The sequence below is a fragment of the Streptomyces sp. CB02980 genome (assembly GCF_014451325.2).
In the GTDB taxonomy this organism is placed as follows: Bacteria; Actinomycetota; Actinomycetes; order Streptomycetales; family Streptomycetaceae; genus Streptomyces.
In genome coordinates this window covers 64,167-80,955 of sequence record NZ_JACSCH020000009.1, presented here as the reverse complement: position 1 = coordinate 80,955, position 16,789 = coordinate 64,167, and the positions used below count along the sequence as shown (strand labels likewise).

The following is a 16,789-nucleotide window of genomic DNA, read 5'->3' as shown; positions in this document are numbered from 1 at the left end:
CCTACGGGTGCTGGCTGCTGACGGAGACCGTCTCGCCGGTCATGTAGGAGGAGTAGTCGCCGGCGAGGAAGACGATGACGTTGGCGATCTCCCAGGGCTCGGCGTGGCGGCCGAAGGCCTCGCGCGCGGTCAGCTCGTCGAGGAGTTCGGTGGTGGTGACCTTGGCCAGGTGGGGGTGCATGGCGAGGGACGGCGAGACGGCGTTGACGCGGACGCCGTACGCGGCGGCCTCGACGGCCGCGCAGCGGGTGAGGGCCATGACGCCGGCCTTGGCGGCGGCGTAGTGGGCCTGGCCGGCCTGGGCGCGCCAGCCGACGACGGAGGCGTTGTTGACGACGACGCCGCCGCCGGTGCCGTCGCCGGTGGCCGTTTCGCGGAAGTGACGGAGGGCCGCGCGGGTGCAGCGGAAGGTGCCGCCGAGGGTGACGTCGAGGACCCGGTTCCACTGCTCGTCGGTCATGTCGGCGAGCTCGGCGGTGCCGCCGAGGCCGGCGTTGTTGACGGTGATGTCCAGGCGTCCGTGGAGCCGTACTGCGGTGTCGTACAGCGCCTGGACCTGGGCCTCGTCGGTGACGTCGCAGGGCTGGGAGGCGACCGCGTCCGCGCCGAACTCGGCGGCGAGCGCGGTCTCCGTCTCCTTGAGGCGCCGGGTGTGCGCGTCGCTGACGAGGACGCGGGCGCCCTCCTCCAGGAAGCGGCGGGCGGTGGCGCCGCCGATGCCGGCTCCGGCGGCGGCGGTGATGACGGCGGTCCGCCCGGCGAGGAGTCCGTGGCCCTGCACATAGGGCGGCGCGGGGGTACGGGTCATGGGCGCGGCTCCTTCGGGAGGCCGAGCACCCGCTCGGCGATGATGTTCCGCTGGATCTCGCTGGATCCGGCGTAGACGGTGTCGGCACGGGAGAAGAGGAACAGCCGCTGCCAGTCGTCGAGTTCGTACGGGGCTCCGGAGGCCAGCGTGGCGGCGGGGCCGCACACCTCCAGGGCGAGTTCGCCGAGGTCGCGGTGCCAGTGGGACCAGTACAGCTTGGCGGCGGAGGGGTCGGTGCCGCGCAGGGCGCCGGCGCGGAGCGCCTCGAGGCCGGCCCAGGCGCGGGTGAGGCGGTCGCGGATGTCGGGGTCGGCGGCGGCGCCGTTGCGGCGGGCGAGGGCGACGAGGGCGTCGAGTTCGCGGCGGAAGCCGACCTGCTGGCCGAGGGTGGAGACGCCGCGTTCGTAGCCGAGGGTGGCCATGGCGATCCGCCAGCCGTCGCCGGGTGCGCCGACGACGTTCGCGGCGTCGGTGACGGCCCCGTCGAAGAACACCTCGTTGAACTCGCTGGTGCCGGTGAGCTGGACGATGGGCCGGATGTCGACGCCGGGCCGGTCGAGGGGGACGAGGAGGTACGAGAGCCCGGCGTGGCGCCGCGAACCCGGCTCCGTCCGGGCCAGGACGAAGCACCACTGGGACTCGTGGGCGAGGGAGGTCCAGATCTTCTGCCCGTTCACCACCCACCGGCCGTCCTCCAGGGCGGCGCGGGTGCGGACGGCGGCGAGGTCGGAGCCGGCGCCGGGTTCGCTGTAGCCCTGGCACCAGAGTTCCTCGACGGCGCGGATCGGGGGCAGGAAGCGGGCCTTCTGCTCCTCGGTGCCGTGGTCGATGAGAGTGGGGCCGAGGAGCTGTTCGCCGATGTGGTTGACGCGGGCGGGGGCGTCGGCGAGGGCGTACTCCTCGTGGAAGGCGATCTGCTCCTCGACGCTCGCGCCGCGCCCGCCGTACTCCTCGGGCCAGCCGACACAGGTCCAGCCGTGGGCGGCCAGGTGCCGCTCCCAGGCGAGGCGTTCGGCGAAGGCCTCGTGCTCGCGGCCGGGCCCGCCGCGCCCCTTGAGGGCGGCGAAGGAGCCGCTGAGGTGGGTCTTCAGCCAGCCCCGTATCTCCGCCCGGAACTCCTCGACGCTGCTCATGGCCGTACGTTAACCTACCAAACACTTGTTAGGGAACGGGTGAGGGCGGGGTGACCGATGGATCTCTCGTACACGCGGACCGAGGAGGCCTTCCGGGCGGAGGCCCGGGAGTGGCTGCGGAACCATGTCCCCGCCGAGCCGCTGCCCTCCCTGGAGACGGCCGAGGGCTTCGCCGCCCACCGCGCCTGGGAGGCCGGACTGGCCGCCGCCCGCTGGTCGGTGGTCTCGTGGCCCGAGGAGTACGGGGGCCGGGGCGTCGACCTCGACCGGTGGCTGGTCTTCGAGGAGGAGTACTGGGCGGCGGGGGCGCCCGGCCGGGTCTCGCAGAACGGCGTCCAGCTCCTCGCGCCCACCCTCTTCGACCACGGCACGGCGGAACAACGCGCGCGCGTGCTGCCGTCGATGGCGAACGGCGCGACGATCTGGGCGCAGGCCTGGTCCGAGCCCGAGGCCGGCTCCGACCTGGCGTCCCTCACCTCGCGCGCGGTCCGCACGGACGGCGGCTGGCTGCTCTCCGGGCAGAAGACCTGGTCCTCCCGGGCCGCCTTCGCCGACCGGGCCTTCGGCATCTTCCGCAGCGACCCCGGCGCGGACCGGCCCCACCGGGGCCTGACCTACCTCATGTTCGACCTGCGGGCGCCGGGGGTGACCGTCCGGCCCATCGGCCGGCTCGACGGCAAACCCGCCTTCGCCGAACTGTTCCTCGACGAGGTGTTCGTCCCGGACGAGGACGTGATCGGGGAGCCGGGCCAGGGCTGGCGCATCGCGATGTCCACGACGGGCAACGAGCGCGGGCTGATGCTCCGGTCCCCCGGCCGCTTCCTCGCCGCCGCCGACCGGCTCGTACGGCTCTGGCGGACGGAGGGCGATCCGGCGGACTCGGCGCTGCGGGACCGGGTGGCGGACGCGGTGATCGGGGCACGCGCGTACCAGCTGTTCACGGCGGGCGCGGCGGCCCGGCTGGCGACGGGGGCGCCGTCGGGGGCCGAGTCCAGCCTCAACAAGGTCTTCTGGTCGGAGTACGACCTGGCCCTCCACGAGACGGCGCTGGACGTCCTGGGCCCGGACGGCGAGCTCGCGGACGGCGCGTGGGCGGAGGGGTACGTCTTCTCCCTCGCGGGCCCCCTCTACGCGGGCACCAACGAGATCCAGCGCGACATCATCGCCGAGCGGCTGCTCGGCCTCCCGAAGGGGCGCCGCTGATGACCTTCCTGCCGACCGGCGAACAGCGTGCCTTCGCCCGCTCCCTGGACGCGATGCTCACCGCCGCGGACACCCCGGCGGCCGTACGGGCCTGGGCGGGCGACGACCCCGGCCCGGGGCGGGCGCTGTGGGGGCGGCTCGCGGAGGCCGGGGTGGGTGCGCTCGCGGTCCCGGAGGAGTACGAGGGAATGGGCCCGCTCCCCGTCGAACTGGCCCACGCCTTCATCGAATTGGGCCGTCACGCGGTGCCGGGCCCGGTGGTGGAGTCGGTGGCGGCGGCGGTACTCCTCGGGGAACTGGCGCGCCTGGGCGACCCCGGCCCGGCGAAACGCCTCCTGCCGGCCCTGGCGGCGGGCGAGCGGACGGCGACGCTGGCGATCGCCGGGACGGAGGCCGTACGGCACGCCGTCCCGTACGCCCTGGACGCCGACCGGGCGGACACCGTGCTCGTCGTACGCGGGGAGGAACTGTGGCGGGCGCACGGTCACGGCCCGGTCCGGGTCTCCGCCGACCCCGCGCGCCGGCTCGCCCGCCCGGCACCCGGCGGGGAGCTGCTCGCCGAGGGCCCCGCGGTGGCCGTCGCGGCCGGGCAGGCCCGGCGGTGGGCGATGCTGGCGACGTCCGCGCAGTCACTGGGCGTGGGCCTGGCCCTGCTCGACCGTACGGTGGCGTACGCCCGGCAGCGCTCCCAGTTCGGCACCCCGATCGGCGCGTTCCAGGCGGTCAAGCACCGCCTGGCGGACACCCTGCTGGCCCTGGAGTTCGCCCGGCCGCTGCTGTTCGGGGCGGCGGTGACGATGACGTCCGGGGACCTGGCCGCGGCCAAGGTGACCACGGGCGAGGCCGGGTACACGGCGGCGCGCACCGCCCTCCAGATCCACGGCGCGATCGGCTACACGGAGGAACTGGACCTGTCCCTGTGGCTCCGCAAGGCCCGCCCGCTGAGGGACGCCTGGGGCGACCCGGCCACCTGCCGGGCGACGGTCCTCGGCGCGTACTCCTGACCGGGGCGTGGCGCCCGGCCGAAGGGGCTCATGACTCCCGGCGGGGCGGACTGTCGTCGTTGCCGCGCCGGAAGGTGCGGGCCGGGTGCCCGGCCGACCAGGTGCGGACGACGAGTTCGTCGCCGTCCACCCAGGTCCGGACGACCTCGGTCGGGTCCACCCGGAAGAGGTGGAACGGCTGGGGCTCGCCCGCGTCGGCGACGTACCGGGCGACCGTCTCCGGGTCGGTGACCTCGACCGCCCGCCCGGAGACACGGACGTCCCCGCCGCCCATGTTGGTGCCCGCGCCCAGGTTGGCGAGGAGGGTGAGCCGGGGGTCGCGGCGCAGGTCGCGTGCCTTGCGGGAGCCGGGCATCATGCCGAGCCAGAGCTCACCGAAGCGGAAGCCCACCTCGATGCCACTGAGCCGGGGCGAGCCGTCCTCCCGCACGGTGGCGAGGGCGTGGTGGGTGTACTGCCCGAAGCGCTCGCGCACGGTCTCGGCGAATGCGGGTTCGGCGGCCTCGAAGGCCGACCAGGTGGTTCCGGTGTCTCCCATGGATCCAGGAAACACCGGATACCCGACACCTACTGTCCGGATTGCTCCGGATGTCGTCAGGAGGAGGTGGCGGTCGGGGCGGAGGCGGTGGCGGCGCGCTCGGCCGTGCTGCGCTCGACGCAGAACTCGTTGCCCTCCGGGTCGCCCAGGGTCGCCCAGCCGGTGCCGTCCGGGTTCCGGCGGTCGTCGAGGAGGGTCGCGCCGAGGCCGAGCAGCCGCTCGACCTCCTCGTCACGGGTGCGGTCCTGCGGCTGGAGGTCGAGGTGGATGCGGTTCTTGACCGCCTTCGCCTCGGGAACCTGGATGAAGAGGAGGCCGGCCCCCGGCGTCTCGACGAGCGCCTCCTCGTCGCCCGGCTTGTCCTCGTCGGAGACCTTGGAGTCCAGGACGTTCGCCCAGAAGGCGGCGAGGGCGTAGGCGTCGGCGCAGTCAATGGTCACGTGTCGTACCAGAGAAGTCATGGGCGTCATGATCGCCCACCGACACGAGCGCGGGCCACCGGATTCCCCCTCGCCCGGTCGGCGGTGGCGAGTTCCCTGCCCTCGGTCGCCGCCACGAGCGCGGCGAGGGAGGAGCGGGCGCCCTGGAGGTCGTGGATCTGCCCGTCGATCGCGTCGAGCCGGGCGACCAGCATCGGGCTGAGACAGGGCTCGATCTCCGCCTCGCTGCCGCAGACGCAGTCGAGGACCTCGGCGATGACCCGGGTCGGCAGTCCGGCACCGAGGAGGGCCCGGATCCGGCGCACGACGTCGGGGGCGTCGGGGCCGTACACCCGCTGCCCGCCGGGGGTGCGCTCCGAGGCGAGGAGGCCCTGCTCCTCGTAGTAGCGGAGCAGCCGGACGCTCACCGCGGTCTCGCGCGCCAGCTCACCGATCTTCATGTGACCCCCCTCACAGTCGCCCTCGCGCGCTTGAACCTCACATCCGTGTGAGCTCCTACGGTCCGGGCATGACGAACAACACGAACTCCTCGGACACGACGATATTCCAGCTCGGCGGCGACCTCCCGGTCCGGCGGGTCGGATACGGCACGATGCGGCTCGCCGACGGCCCCGGCGACCCGACCGGCCCGGAGGCCCGCATCTGGACGGCCCCGGCCGACCGGGCGGCGGCGGTCACGCTGCTGCGGACGGCCGCCGAGGCGGGCGTCACCCTCTTCGACACGGCCGACGCGTACGCCCTCGGGGCCGGGGAGGAGCTGCTCGCCGAGGCCCTGCATCCGTACGGCGACGGGATCGCGGTGGCCACCAAGGTCGGCGTGGTCCGGCCCTCCCCCACCGAGTGGGTGCCGCTCGGGCACCCCGCCTATCTGCGCCAGCAGACCGAGCTGAGCCTGCGTCGGCTGCGCACCGAGCGGATCGACCTGCTCCATCTGCACCGTCTCGACGAGAACGTCCCGGTCGCCGAGCAGGTCGGCGCCCTGCGGCGGCTCCAGGAGGAGGGCAAGGTCCGGCACATCGGCCTCTCGGAGGTGACGGTCGCCCAGCTGGCGGAGGCCGAGGCGGTCGCGCCGATCGCGGCCGTGCAGAACCTCTACAACCTGGCGAACCGCGACCACGAGGCCGTCGTCGAGCACACCGCCGGACGCGGGATCGCGTTCGTCCCCTTCTTCCCGGTCGCCATGGGCGGACACACGGGCCCGGACGGACCGGTCGCCCGGGTCGCCCGCGAGATCGGCGCCACCCCGTCGCAGACGGCCCTGGCCTGGCTGCTGCACCGGGCCCCGCACATCCTCCCGATCCCGGGCACGACCTCGGCCGCGCATCTCGTGGAGAACCTGGGCGCGCTCGACGTCACCCTCACCGAGGGGCAGTTCGCACGGCTCGACAAGGAGGTGGGGGAGGCCGCTTCATGACCGGACGATGCCCTGTCGTCGCGCCGCCGCGAGCCAGACCGGGAACTCGGCGACGAGTCTGTCGTACAGCTCCGCGTCCGGGACCCGGCTCGGGTCCTGACCCGCGTGGAAGAACCCGGAGTTGTCGACGGGCCGCCTCGCCGGCACGTCCAGCTCGTCGAGCCGGCGCAGGAACTCGAACTGCCGGCTGCCCGGGTCGCCGAAGCCGATGAACTGCCAGAAGATCGGCAGCCGGGCCGCCTTGCACACGTACCGCTCGGCCGCGAGCTTGTTGATCGGCCCGCCGTCGGTCTGGAAGACGACGAGTGCGGGCGCGGTGGAGCCGCTGTCGAGGTAGTGGTCGATGACGGCGTCCATGGCCAGGTGGTAGCTGGTCCTACCCATGTGCCCGAGCCCGGCGACGATCCGGTCGATCCGGCCGGCGTGGTCGTCGAGCCGGATCTCGGTCTCGGCGTCGATGTCGGTGGAGAAGAAGACGACGGGCACCCGCCCGTCGTCGTCGAGCTGGGCGGAGAGCCCCAGCACCCGGTCGGCCAGGGCCTGGACGGCGCCGCTGGAGTAGTACGGCTTCATCGACCCCGAGTAGTCGATGACGAGGTAGACGGCGACGCGCTGCCCGTCGATCCCGTGCCGGCGCAGCGACTCGCCCGCCTGCTTGTAGAGACTCACCAGCGCGGGCGCTGTCTCCTCGACCTTCCGCAGACTCAGTGCCATGGATCCTCTCCCTCCGGCTCCCTGTCTGGCTTACCCGCCGACTGCCGCTCCAACTGCTCGATGTCCGCGAGCATGGCGTCGGCCAGATCGCGCTCGGCGGTGTAGTACCGCTCGGCCCAGGTGAGGGTGAGCCGGGGGTACGCCCAGGCCTCGTCCGCGGACGCGTCCGCCGCGTCGGCCTCGGCGCGCAGCCGCATGGCCTCGGCGTACTCCCGTTGTGCGGCGAGGACCTCCCGCATCCGCTCGGGTTCGAGGAGATGGCCGAGCCAGAGCCGGAGCATCGGCCCGTGCTTGAGGACCGGCGGGTCGAGCGGGGCGGTGCGGGCCCAGAGTCGGACGGCGGCGAGGCCCTCGTCGGTGATCCGGTAGACGCGCTTGTCGCGCGAGCCGGCCTCCGGGGCGACCAGACGCGAGCCGGCGTATCCGGCCTTCTCCAGGCGCTTGAGCTCGCTGTAGATCTGGCTGAAGGACGGGCTCCAGTAGAAGAGCCCCAGTGACCGGTCCGACCACTTCTTGAGGTCGTAGCCGGACAACTCCCGCCCGAAGGAGAGCAGTCCGAGCACGGCCCAGCTGGTCGCCGGTAGCGCCGGCACGGTCTCTTCGTCCGCCACGGTCGGCAGTCTACGGCCCTTCCCTCCCCCACTTATGCCTGCTAGGAATATTTCGATTAGGCATACTCGCCGTATCCCTCCGGGAGGAGCGCCCCGTGAAGTTCTCCATGATCTTCGAAGCACAGCTCGTCGACCCGACCCCCGCCCGTGAACACCGCGTCATCCACGACTGCGTCGAACAGGCCGTCCTCGCCGAGGAGATGGGCTTCGACCGGATCTGGGCGGTCGAACACCACTCCCTCACCCAGTACGCCCACATGAGCGCGTCCGAGATCTTCCTGACCTGGGTCGCCGCCCGCACCCGCACCATCCGCGTCGGCCACGGCGTGGTCACCATGCCCTTCGGCTACCAGCACCCGGTCCGGGTCGCCGAACGCGCCGCCATGCTCGACGTGCTCTCCGGCGGCCGGGTCGACATCGGCGCCGGACGGGGCGCGACCCGCCAGGAGATGCGGATGTTCGGGGTGCGCCCCGAGGACACCACTCCGCAGACGGAGGAGGCCCTGCGGATCTTCGCCGCCGCGTGGCGCGAGCCGGAGTTCGAGTGGCACGGCTCGCTCGACATCGGCCCCGGCGCGATCCTGCCCCGCCCGGTCCAGCACCCGCACCCGCCGCTCTTCATGGCCTGCTCGCAGCACGCGTCGCTCCGGCAGGCGGCCGAACTCGGCATCGGGGCGCTGGTGATGGGGTTCGCGGGCGCCGAAGACGTCCGCGCGATGCGCTCGGTGTACGACGAGGCGCTCGCCACGCGGGACGGGTCGCGGTTCGTCTCCACCGAGGTCAACGACCACTTCTCCGCCCTCTGCCCGACCGTCGTCCTGGACGACGCCGACCGGGCGCTCCGGCTCGGCACCGGGGGCCAGCGCTTCTTCGCCGAGTCGATCGCCCACTGGTACGGCGGCGCGCCCGCGCCCACCGGCTACGCGGAGGACGAGGACCACGCCGGCGCCCTCGCCCGCGAGCGGGACGAGCTGGTCGCCCGGCTGCACGAGGCGGACGTCCCCGCCCGGCCGGTCGACACCGGCACCTACAACACCGACCACGCGTACGGGGACGCCGCCACGGCCATCGCGTACGTCGAACGGCTCCGGGAGATCGGCGTCGACGAGGTGATGTGCCTGATCCAGATGGGAACCGTGCCGCAGGAGGCCTGTCTGGAGACCGTCCGCCAGTGGGGCACGAAGGTCATCCCGCACTTCCGGGCCCTGGACGCCGCCGCGTGAGCGCCCTGGACGGCAAGGTCGTGATCGTGACGGGCGCGGCGCGCGGCCAGGGCGCCGCCGAGGCCCGGCTCCTGGTGGCGGCCGGGGCGCGGGTGGTCCTCACCGACGTACGGGAGGAGGAGGGCCGGTCGGTGGCGGCGGACCTCGGCGGGGCGGCGGTCTTCGTCCGCCACGACGTGACGTCGGCGGACGACTGGCGGACGGTGACGGACACGGCGGTCACCACGTACGGCGGGATCGACGGACTCGTCAACAACGCGGCCCTCTGGCGAACGGCCCCGGTGGAATCGGAGACGTACGAGAACTTCGCACTCCTCCTCAGGGTCAATCTGCTGGCCCCCTTCCTCGGCATCCAGGCCGTCCTGCCCGCGCTCCGCGAGGCGGGCGGCGGCTCGATCGTGAACGTGTCGTCCACGGCGGGCCGCGTCGGCGTCCCCGGCCACGCGGCGTACGGGGCGGGCAAGTTCGGCCTGCGCGGCCTCAGCCGCTCGGCGGCACGCGACCTCGCCCCGTACGGCGTCCGGGTCAACTCGGTCCACCCGGGCGCCGTCGACACCCCCATGACGACGGCGGTCGCGGACAGGGACTGGTCGCACGTCCCACTCGGCCGGATGGGCCGACCGGAGGAGGTCGGGGAACTGGTCGCGTTCCTGCTCTCGGAGGCGTCGTCGTACGTGACGGGCGCCGAGTTCACGATCGACGGAGGCCTCACCGCATGACGACGACCGACGCACGGCCCGCCGACCCCCTCACCCCGGCCGCCCGCGCGCTCTGCGACGCGATGTCGGCGGCCTTCCCGCGCCCGGAGGCGGGCGCGGAGGCGCTGAGGGCGGCGGCAAGGGCGCACCTCGGCGCGATACCACCGGCACCGACCGCCTCGGCGAACGGCGTTCCCGTACGGCTCTACGAGGGGCGGGAGGACCTGGTCGTCGTCTTCGCCCACGGCGGCGGCTGGGTGCTGTGCGACCTGGACACCCACGACGGCACCTGCCGCGCGCTCGCCGCCCGTACCGGCGCCACCGTCGTCTCCGTCGACTACCGGCGGGCGCCCGAGCACCGCTTCCCGGCGGCCGAGGACGACGTGTGCACGGCCCTGGCCTGGGCGGCCGACCGATACCCGGGTCGCCCGCTGGTCCTGGCGGGCGACAGCAGCGGCGGGAACCTGGCAGCGGCGGCGTCCCTGCGCGCCCGAGACGGAGGCGGCCCGTCGCCGGCGGGCCAGCTCCTCGTCTACCCGGCCCTGGACCACCGCCTTGAGGGACGGTCGGCCCACGACTTCGCGGAGGGCTGCTTCCACACGACGGCGCACATGCGGTGGTACTGGCAGCAGTACGCAGGCCCGGAGGCCGACCCGACCGCCGCCTCCCCCGCCCTGGCCCCCGACGTCTCCCGCCTCCCCCCGACCCTCCTCGTCCTCGCCGACTGCGACCCCCTCCGCGACGAGGGCCTCGCCTACGCCCGCCGCCTCTCCGCCGCGGGCGTCCGGGCCGAAGTCCACCTGCACACGGGCATGTTCCACGGCTTCCTGGGCGGAGCGGGTGTGCTGCCGGAGGCGGACGCGGCGCTGGACGGGGCGGCGGCCTGGCTGAGGGCCCTGCGCCCGTGAGCGCCCTCATCCGATGAGGACCCTCCCCCGGTGACGTTCTGGAATCATGTCCGTCCAGGGGCGTCACACAGGGGAGTTGGGGGTACGGGTGAGCTCGACGACGGCCGGGGCGGCGGACACGACCGAGGGGCCGGAGACCGGCAGGCGACGGGCGCTGCTCATCGGAGTGGGCCGCACCGCGTTCCTGGAACGGGACGCCGCCCTCTCCCGCCGCTTCCCGCCGCTCGGCTTCGTCGACCGGGACGTCGAGCTGGTCGGGGACGCCCTCGCCGAGTCCGGCTACACGGTCGACGCGCTGCACCCCGGCCACCGCCTCCCGGAGCGGCAGGACACGAGTGTCGGCTCGGTCGTGAGCGCCGTGGAGGAGTTCCTCCTCTCCTGCGAGGCCGGAGACACCGCCTTCCTGTACGTCTCCTGCCACGGGGTGACCGTGGGCGAGCGCGAGTACCTGATCACCTCGGACACCCGGCCCCGCGCCGACGGCTCCCTGATCGCGCAGACGACCCTCGAAGTCACCCCCGAGGTCCTGCTCGGCCCCGTACCCGACGGCGTCACGGTCGTCGTCTGCCTCGACACGTGCCGCACCGACCAGCCGCCCTCACCGGCCGACTCCCGCGAGACGCCCCTCGCGACCTCCTCCCACCTCGACGTGGCGTGGCTGCGCGCGAGCGGACGGGGACAGCCGGCCTACGCCGACCCCGGGAAGGGCAGTCACTTCGGCATCGCCCTCTCCGAGGCCCTCTCCCGCAACAGTCCCCCGAAGACCTTCCGGGAGGTCCACGCCTTCGTCCGGGACCGGGTCAAGCGGCTGACCTCCCGACTCACGGAACCCCCGCCGACGGTCGAGTTCCAGTGTGTGGAGGGCCTCGCCGACCGGCTGGTCCTCTGCCGGGGCTCCCGGGTGACCGAGCGCTGGGCGGAGGCGATCGACTCCTCCGCGCTCTGGCGGCACACCTCGCACGAGGCGGCCACGCACGAGCGGGTCAAGGAACGGCTGGCCGACCTGGCGCGCGAGGTCGCGAAGAGCCGCCTCGGCACGGACTCGGCCCTGGCCACCCCGTGGAGCGATCCCGAGTACCCGATCCGGGTCGTGGACCGCCTCGGCCGCCTGGTCGAGGCGGCCCGCCTCACCGGACGCGAACGGCTCTCCCCCGCCGAGACCGCGGCGCTGCTCGCCGCTCCGCTGCTGCACGAGGGCGTCGTCGCCATCGCCCTGAGCGAGTTGGCGGCGCTGCGGCCGGACCGGATCGACCGGCGCGAGGACGGCCGGGGGCGGGACGCCGTCACCCCGCACGACCACCTGGTGTGCGACGCCGCACGGGACGTGTCCCGGGCCCACTCGCAGGTCAGCCTCGCGGCCGAGACACTGCGCCGGCGCCACCTCCCCGAAGCGGCCACGGCGGCCGACCACTGGCTGCGGCACCGCTTCATCGCGGACTGGGACCGTCTGTGGGACCGCACGGGCGACTACGCGGCCGTCGACCACCTGATCGACATGGCGGTCGGCGCCGTCGCCGTCGGATCCCACGGCGAACTCACCGTGCAGAGCCTGACCCTGATCAATCGGCAGTTGCGCCAGGTCCTGGCCCACGTCACCGTCGCGCCCGGCAGCAGCCCCCGCATCGACGACAGCGGCGAACTCCGCTGGAGCGAGCACCCCGTGGTGCCCGGCAACGCGTGGCGCGCCCGCGACCTCGCGTACCTCGTCTGGCTGGCCTCCCTCCTCGCCGCGGACCCCCGGCGCATGTCCAGCGTCCTCGTCGACCATCTGGGCGCCCACCGCAGGCTCGTGCCCTCGGACGTCATCGCGGCCCTCTCCGAGTACCGTCTCGACCCCCCTGGCGAGCACACGGGGGCTGGCAGCGGCGACGGATACGACCTGGCGGTCAACTTCCTCTGCCCGCACCCCGCTCTGCACGCGGCCGTCGAGGAGCTGGCCGCGACCGCCGACGCATCGGTCAGGGCGCGCCACAAGGGCTGGAAGGAGGCGCGTACGAACGCCCCCGACCTGCTGCGCGGCATCCCGCGCAAGGTGACCACGGAGTTCCTGGAGCCGCTGGAACAGCAGTACACCAAACCGCTGGAACGCTTCCGGCTCGCCGAGGACGAGATCCGCCCGCTGCTCATGGGCACCCAGCTGTACGGCGACAAGATGCTCGCCGTCCGGGAGCTGTACCAGAACGCCCTGGACGCCTGCCGCCACCGGCAGCTGCGCGTGGCGTACGGGCGGCGGCTGAGCAAGTGCGGGGCGAAGGGCCGGGAGCCGGAGATCACCTTCGTCCAGGGGTACGACGACGAGGACCGTCCGTACATCGAGTGCCGCGACACGGGAACCGGTATGAGCCGCCGGAAGCTCACCTCGATGTTCGCCCGGGCCGGCAAGCGGTACGAGCAGGATCCGGACTTCGTCCAGGAGCGCCGGAACTGGCGGCGCGCGGGCATCGAGCCGATTCCCTTCAACAGCCGTTTCGGCATCGGGGTGTTCAGCTACTTCATGCTGGCCGAGGAGGTCGTGGTCACCACCTCCACCATCGACCTCCACGGCAACCCGTCCCGCACGGAGGCCCCGCTCCAGGCCACCATCCAGTCCGGCTCGGGCCTCCTGGAGATCGTCGAGACCACCGAGGCCCCGGAACGCGGCGGCACCGTCGTCCGCCTCTACCTGAGCGCGGACGGCGAGACACCGCCGTCCCTGGTGGAGACACTGCGGCAACTGCTGTGGGTGAGCGACCACCGGGTGACGGCGGAGGAGCTGGACCGGGACGGCAGTCGGATCCGCTCGGCGGAGTGGACACCGGGCGAGCTACGGGCGTCGGAGGACTGGCCGCCCGAACCGGCCCGAGCGGGGGAGGACGCCTGGCTCGTCCAGGGGGCGGGCCGGCTGCTCCTGGACGGCGTCGTCATCAGAAACGCGCCGCGCGTCGACGGCTACGTCTTCAACCTCCGCGAGCGGGACCAGCCGGTACCGACGGTCGACCGCAACGGGCTGATCGACTACGACGAGGAGGGCGTGGAGCGCCGCCTCCTCGCGGCCGTTCCCGAGGCCGTCGGCGCGTTCGAGGAGGTGTCGCTGCGCTGGTTGTGGGACCTCACCCTGAGCGAACCGAAGCTGGCGGTGAAGATCTTCGACGCGCTCGACGAGGACGCGGTGGGGGTCCTGCACACGACGCACGAGGAGCACAGCCTCGCCTCGCCGGCCCTTCGCCTGCGCGACGTGGGCTGCCTGCCCCTGGACCGCCTGGTGATGCGCGGCAACACCTACAACCCCACACACGAAGGCGGCGGGTTGTACCTGGGAATGGCATTGCACCGCTGGAGGCTTTCCTCCCTCGGGGTGGAACGCCAGAGGGACAGACCCTTCGTCCCGGACGGCTACCCGAAGCCCGTCGGCCTGGACGCCCTGCTCTTCTCCGCCGGCACGCTCAACGGCTCCTGGGCGGCGGCCCTCCGCGCGTCCGCGCTGACGGGAGAGTCCCTCGCCGTGAGCGTGCGTGCCCAGCGCCGCTTCGCCGTCGCCGGGGTGCACGTACCGGAGGTCTCCGAGGTCCGCACGTTGAGAGAGGTCTTCCCGACCTTGGTGATGGCCGACCTCGCCCACCTCCACGATGCCGTGAGTCGTCTCGGTGCCGGGCCCGCGGCCCCGGTCCCTGCCGTCTTCGCCCCGCTCCTGCCGATCGCCCTCGACCACGGCATCACCCTGGCCGAGGTTCTCTCCTCGGTGCGGGAACTGACCCGCACCGTGCCGTTGCCTCGGTGGGAGGAGGCGCCCCTGATCTCCGTGGGCGTCATCTCGCAGACGGAGGTCGGCACACTGGCCACTGCCGAGGAGCGGTACTCACGCCAGAGGCTGCAGTCGTGGCAGGAGGGAGTCGTCCACCCGGTCGACCTCCTGGTGCGGGCCCCTTCCGTCGCGCAGCGCGAGCACCTCGTCGAGCGGATCGAGCAGCTGGGTGACCTGGGGTTCTCACTCGGCCCCGGGGTCTCCCCCGCGACGCTCGGCCATCGGGCCCTGAGCGGCGAAGAGCGCCGCCTCCTCTCCCAGAGGATCGACGGCGAGCCGCCCTGGGTCACCGCTCCTCTCACCATGCTGGACGTCCTCGCGCGCTCGGCGACCATGAGCATCCCGGTCGGTCGCGTGGCGGCGCGGATCAACAGCCTCACCGCGGCCACCGGCGTCTCGGCACCCCCGGTACCCGACGAGGCCGCCGACTGGACGGCGTCTCCGTGGATCCGTGGCCTGATTCCCGGCACCGAGGAGAATGCCGGCCCCATCGGCCCCTGGCGTGTCGTCACGGCGATCCATCGGGCGTCGCCCGCCGTCGAGTCGGCGGAGGAGGATCTGCGGCACCTGGAAGCCTGTGGAGTCCTCGCCACCGGCTGTTTCGACCTCGTCGGAGCGAACGCCCGGCAGATCGCCGAGGACCCTCGACTCGAACGGCTGCTCGTTCTCGTGCGATCGAACCTGAGCCGCGGCCTGCTTCGATGGGACCTCGATGCGGACGGTATCGGCCTGGAGCCGATGATCCACCTCGCCGCCAGGGAACGCACCACCCTTGCTGCCCAGGCCGAGCGGATCGCGGCGCTCCCGATGCCCCTCCCGCTGAAGGTCGCCGACCTCCCGGAACCGCTCCGGTCGCTGCCCCCGCTCGCCAGGATCAGTCTGCTCTTCCCGCCGGCCGTCAGCGAGAGAATCGCGTTCGCAGCCGAGATCCCGTGCCAACGGCTCCTGAGGCATTCCCTTGCCCCGGGCAGCAGCCTCGGCAATACCGTCCGCACCGTCCTCGCCTTCCAGCCCTACGGCGGTCCGGTCCTCCCGGGTCCCTTCACCGGCCCCGACGCCGACCTCCTGGAGGACTTCGCCCCCGACGAGTTCGACCTGACGGCCTTCGAGCCCGGTCTGCTCGGCGCCGGCACCCTCGGGCCCCTCGAACTCGTCCTCGTCGCCGGCCGGTTCGACCGGACGCTCGCGGAGACGTACGAGCGGTACGCGCCCTTCCGCTGCCTCGGGCTCGACGTGACCGTCCAGGAGCCGGTCGGGGAAGAGCGGAACGTCGTTCCCGACTGGCGTGACGTCATCGTGCTCACCGCCAGGCTGACCGGCCGGGCACCGGCTCTCGAAGGCACCGTCGACCCCGACCACATCACCCTGTGCGCCGAGGAGACCGACCTGTCCGAGGCACAGGTCCTGGACCGACTCCACACGTACTCCCGCCTCTTCGACCTCGCCCTTCCCGCCCCCGGAGGCCCCCGCCCATGAGTTCCGCCACCCCCTACCGCCCCAAGGACCTTCCTCTCACCCAGCCCGTCACCACGTTCCTCTGGCAGTCCGCCGGGACGGGCCGCGTCGAGGCCACCGGCGCGTGCCCCGAGTGCCGGTGTGTGACCACGCGGGTCTGGGAGGAGGTCCAGTACGTGACCAAGGGACCGTCCACACCCGGCAAGCACGCCTTCGACAACGGTGAGCCGAAGTTCGCCCAGTGTCACTGCCCCACCTGGCACGTGAACCGGCCCGCCGAGGTCTCCGACGGTTGCGGCGCCTCGTTCTGGATCGCTCTCCCGCCGCAGGGCCTTTCGCTGTGAACGAGTTCACCACCGCAGAACTGCGGGACGCCGACAACCGCGTACGGGCCATGGCGACCCCGCCCGAGCAACTGCGGGCGGCGCTGCACCAGGCGGAGGGGTACCGGAACTTCCTCACCACCCTCACCGGGCTGCTCACCGTGATCTTCGTGCTCAAGGGGCAGGAGAACCTGAGCAAGATGACCACCGGCCCGAGGTGGTGGGTGATCGGGCTGCTCGCCGGGGCGTTCCTGCTGCTCCTGCTGGCGTCCTGGCTGATGGTCTCGGCCGTCCACGAGCGCCCGGGGAAGAAGCTGCCCTCGGGGGCGGAGTACCTCCTGCGCTACGAGCAGCGGCGGGCCAGAACCGTCCGGATCATGACCGGCTGGGCCCGCTGGATGGGCCTGGTCGGAGTCCTCGCGGTGTCGGCGGCGTCCCTGATCACCTGGATCCTCCCCGGTCCGGTCAGCTGACCACCGGCACACGTCCGAACGCGCGACAGCGCCACCCAGTCGTCCGGTCGGGGACATTCGGGA

At 73.1% G+C, this 16,789-nt stretch carries 16 protein-coding genes; 9 read left to right on the top strand and 7 right to left on the bottom strand.

All coding sequences use genetic code 11. The features are described from left to right. Nucleotide 1: 1 nt before the first annotated feature. Nucleotides 2-808: an SDR family oxidoreductase gene (locus E0F75_RS20130; protein WP_187623930.1), complete on the bottom strand. Its 807-nt coding sequence runs from the start codon at nucleotides 806-808 to the stop codon at nucleotides 2-4. Beyond that, entirely contained in the window at nucleotides 805-1,941 is a 1,137-nt protein-coding gene (locus tag E0F75_RS20125; protein WP_187623929.1) for an acyl-CoA dehydrogenase family protein, read from the bottom strand. Before E0F75_RS20125 ends, E0F75_RS20130 begins: the two co-directional genes overlap by 4 nt. A gap of 57 nt (nucleotides 1,942-1,998) precedes the next feature. Here E0F75_RS20125 and E0F75_RS20120 point away from each other — a divergent pair, with 57 nt between their 5' ends. Both E0F75_RS20120 and E0F75_RS20115 read left to right on the top strand, forming a co-directional pair. Then, nucleotides 1,999-3,144, top strand: a complete 1,146-nt coding sequence (locus E0F75_RS20120) for an acyl-CoA dehydrogenase family protein (RefSeq protein WP_187623928.1) — start codon at nucleotides 1,999-2,001, stop codon at nucleotides 3,142-3,144. Beyond that, a complete protein-coding gene (locus E0F75_RS20115) occupies nucleotides 3,144-4,148 on the top strand; it encodes an acyl-CoA dehydrogenase family protein (RefSeq protein WP_187623927.1) in 1,005 nt (334 codons plus the stop codon). Before E0F75_RS20120 ends, E0F75_RS20115 begins: the two co-directional genes overlap by 1 nt. A 28-nt stretch (nucleotides 4,149-4,176) precedes the next feature. Here the strand turns inward: E0F75_RS20115 and E0F75_RS20110 are convergent, their stop codons facing one another. Genes E0F75_RS20110 through E0F75_RS20100 form a run of 3 tightly spaced genes read right to left on the bottom strand, consistent with a single transcriptional unit; the run spans nucleotide 4,177 to nucleotide 5,566 of the window. Then, on the bottom strand, nucleotides 4,177-4,686 hold the full coding sequence (locus tag E0F75_RS20110; RefSeq protein ID WP_187623926.1) for a pyridoxamine 5'-phosphate oxidase family protein: 510 nt from the start codon (nucleotides 4,684-4,686) through the stop codon (nucleotides 4,177-4,179). A gap of 56 nt (nucleotides 4,687-4,742) precedes the next feature. Continuing rightward, the gene (locus tag E0F75_RS20105; RefSeq protein WP_187623925.1) at nucleotides 4,743-5,147 is read right to left on the bottom strand and encodes a VOC family protein; all 405 of its coding nucleotides are present in this window, start codon (nucleotides 5,145-5,147) and stop codon (nucleotides 4,743-4,745) included. A gap of 5 nt (nucleotides 5,148-5,152) precedes the next feature. Further along, a complete protein-coding gene (locus E0F75_RS20100) occupies nucleotides 5,153-5,566 on the bottom strand; it encodes a MerR family transcriptional regulator (RefSeq protein ID WP_187623924.1) in 414 nt (137 codons plus the stop codon). 68 nt (nucleotides 5,567-5,634) lie between these two features. Here E0F75_RS20100 and E0F75_RS20095 point away from each other — a divergent pair, with 68 nt between their 5' ends. Further along, the gene (locus E0F75_RS20095) at nucleotides 5,635-6,540 is read left to right on the top strand and encodes an aldo/keto reductase (protein WP_187623923.1); all 906 of its coding nucleotides are present in this window, start codon (nucleotides 5,635-5,637) and stop codon (nucleotides 6,538-6,540) included. Here the strand turns inward: E0F75_RS20095 and E0F75_RS20090 are convergent. Beyond that, entirely contained in the window at nucleotides 6,535-7,254 is a 720-nt protein-coding gene (locus E0F75_RS20090; protein ID WP_187623922.1) for a VWA domain-containing protein, read from the bottom strand. The two genes, E0F75_RS20095 and E0F75_RS20090, sit on opposite strands and share 6 nt — an antisense overlap. After that, entirely contained in the window at nucleotides 7,245-7,865 is a 621-nt protein-coding gene (locus tag E0F75_RS20085; RefSeq protein WP_187623921.1) for a PadR family transcriptional regulator, read from the bottom strand. Before E0F75_RS20085 ends, E0F75_RS20090 begins: the two co-directional genes overlap by 10 nt. Before the next feature lie 95 nt (nucleotides 7,866-7,960). Here E0F75_RS20085 and E0F75_RS20080 point away from each other — a divergent pair, with 95 nt between their 5' ends. From E0F75_RS20080 to E0F75_RS20055, 6 genes are all read left to right on the top strand, one after another. Continuing rightward, nucleotides 7,961-9,088 (top strand): LLM class flavin-dependent oxidoreductase, encoded by a 1,128-nt coding sequence (locus E0F75_RS20080; RefSeq protein ID WP_187623920.1) that lies wholly within the window; start codon nucleotides 7,961-7,963, stop codon nucleotides 9,086-9,088. After that, nucleotides 9,085-9,807 carry an SDR family NAD(P)-dependent oxidoreductase gene (locus tag E0F75_RS20075; RefSeq protein WP_187623919.1) on the top strand — a complete coding sequence of 241 codons (723 nt, stop codon included), beginning with the start codon at nucleotides 9,085-9,087 and terminating at the stop codon, nucleotides 9,805-9,807. Before E0F75_RS20080 ends, E0F75_RS20075 begins: the two co-directional genes overlap by 4 nt. Beyond that, on the top strand, nucleotides 9,804-10,694 hold the full coding sequence (locus E0F75_RS20070; RefSeq protein ID WP_187623918.1) for an alpha/beta hydrolase: 891 nt from the start codon (nucleotides 9,804-9,806) through the stop codon (nucleotides 10,692-10,694). The genes E0F75_RS20075 and E0F75_RS20070 overlap by 4 nt, the downstream gene beginning before the upstream one ends. 88 nt (nucleotides 10,695-10,782) lie before the next feature. Beyond that, nucleotides 10,783-15,951: a caspase family protein gene (locus tag E0F75_RS20065; RefSeq protein WP_187623917.1), complete on the top strand. Its 5,169-nt coding sequence runs from the start codon at nucleotides 10,783-10,785 to the stop codon at nucleotides 15,949-15,951. Further along, complete coding sequence (locus E0F75_RS20060; RefSeq protein WP_187623916.1) at nucleotides 15,948-16,274, top strand: hypothetical protein; 327 nt, start codon at nucleotides 15,948-15,950, stop codon at nucleotides 16,272-16,274. Before E0F75_RS20065 ends, E0F75_RS20060 begins: the two co-directional genes overlap by 4 nt. Then, entirely contained in the window at nucleotides 16,271-16,726 is a 456-nt protein-coding gene (locus E0F75_RS20055; protein WP_229312747.1) for a hypothetical protein, read from the top strand. The genes E0F75_RS20060 and E0F75_RS20055 overlap by 4 nt, the downstream gene beginning before the upstream one ends. Nucleotides 16,727-16,789: the final 63 nt, after the last annotated feature.

Bases quoted from the DNA above. Each gene is read 5' to 3' on its own strand.
- E0F75_RS20130 (WP_187623930.1), bottom strand. From the start codon at position 808: ATGACCCGTACCCCCGCGCCGCCCTATGTGCAGGGCCACGGACTCCTC.
- E0F75_RS20125 (WP_187623929.1), bottom strand. From the start codon at position 1,941: ATGAGCAGCGTCGAGGAGTTCCGGGCGGAGATACGGGGCTGGCTGAAG.
- E0F75_RS20120 (WP_187623928.1), top strand. From the start codon at position 1,999: ATGGATCTCTCGTACACGCGGACCGAGGAGGCCTTCCGGGCGGAGGCC.
- E0F75_RS20115 (WP_187623927.1), top strand. From the start codon at position 3,144: ATGACCTTCCTGCCGACCGGCGAACAGCGTGCCTTCGCCCGCTCCCTG.
- E0F75_RS20110 (WP_187623926.1), bottom strand. From the start codon at position 4,686: ATGGGAGACACCGGAACCACCTGGTCGGCCTTCGAGGCCGCCGAACCC.
- E0F75_RS20105 (WP_187623925.1), bottom strand. From the start codon at position 5,147: ATGACTTCTCTGGTACGACACGTGACCATTGACTGCGCCGACGCCTAC.
- E0F75_RS20100 (WP_187623924.1), bottom strand. From the start codon at position 5,566: ATGAAGATCGGTGAGCTGGCGCGCGAGACCGCGGTGAGCGTCCGGCTG.
- E0F75_RS20095 (WP_187623923.1), top strand. From the start codon at position 5,635: ATGACGAACAACACGAACTCCTCGGACACGACGATATTCCAGCTCGGC.
- E0F75_RS20090 (WP_187623922.1), bottom strand. From the start codon at position 7,254: ATGGCACTGAGTCTGCGGAAGGTCGAGGAGACAGCGCCCGCGCTGGTG.
- E0F75_RS20070 (WP_187623918.1), top strand. From the start codon at position 9,804: ATGACGACGACCGACGCACGGCCCGCCGACCCCCTCACCCCGGCCGCC.
- E0F75_RS20060 (WP_187623916.1), top strand. From the start codon at position 15,948: ATGAGTTCCGCCACCCCCTACCGCCCCAAGGACCTTCCTCTCACCCAG.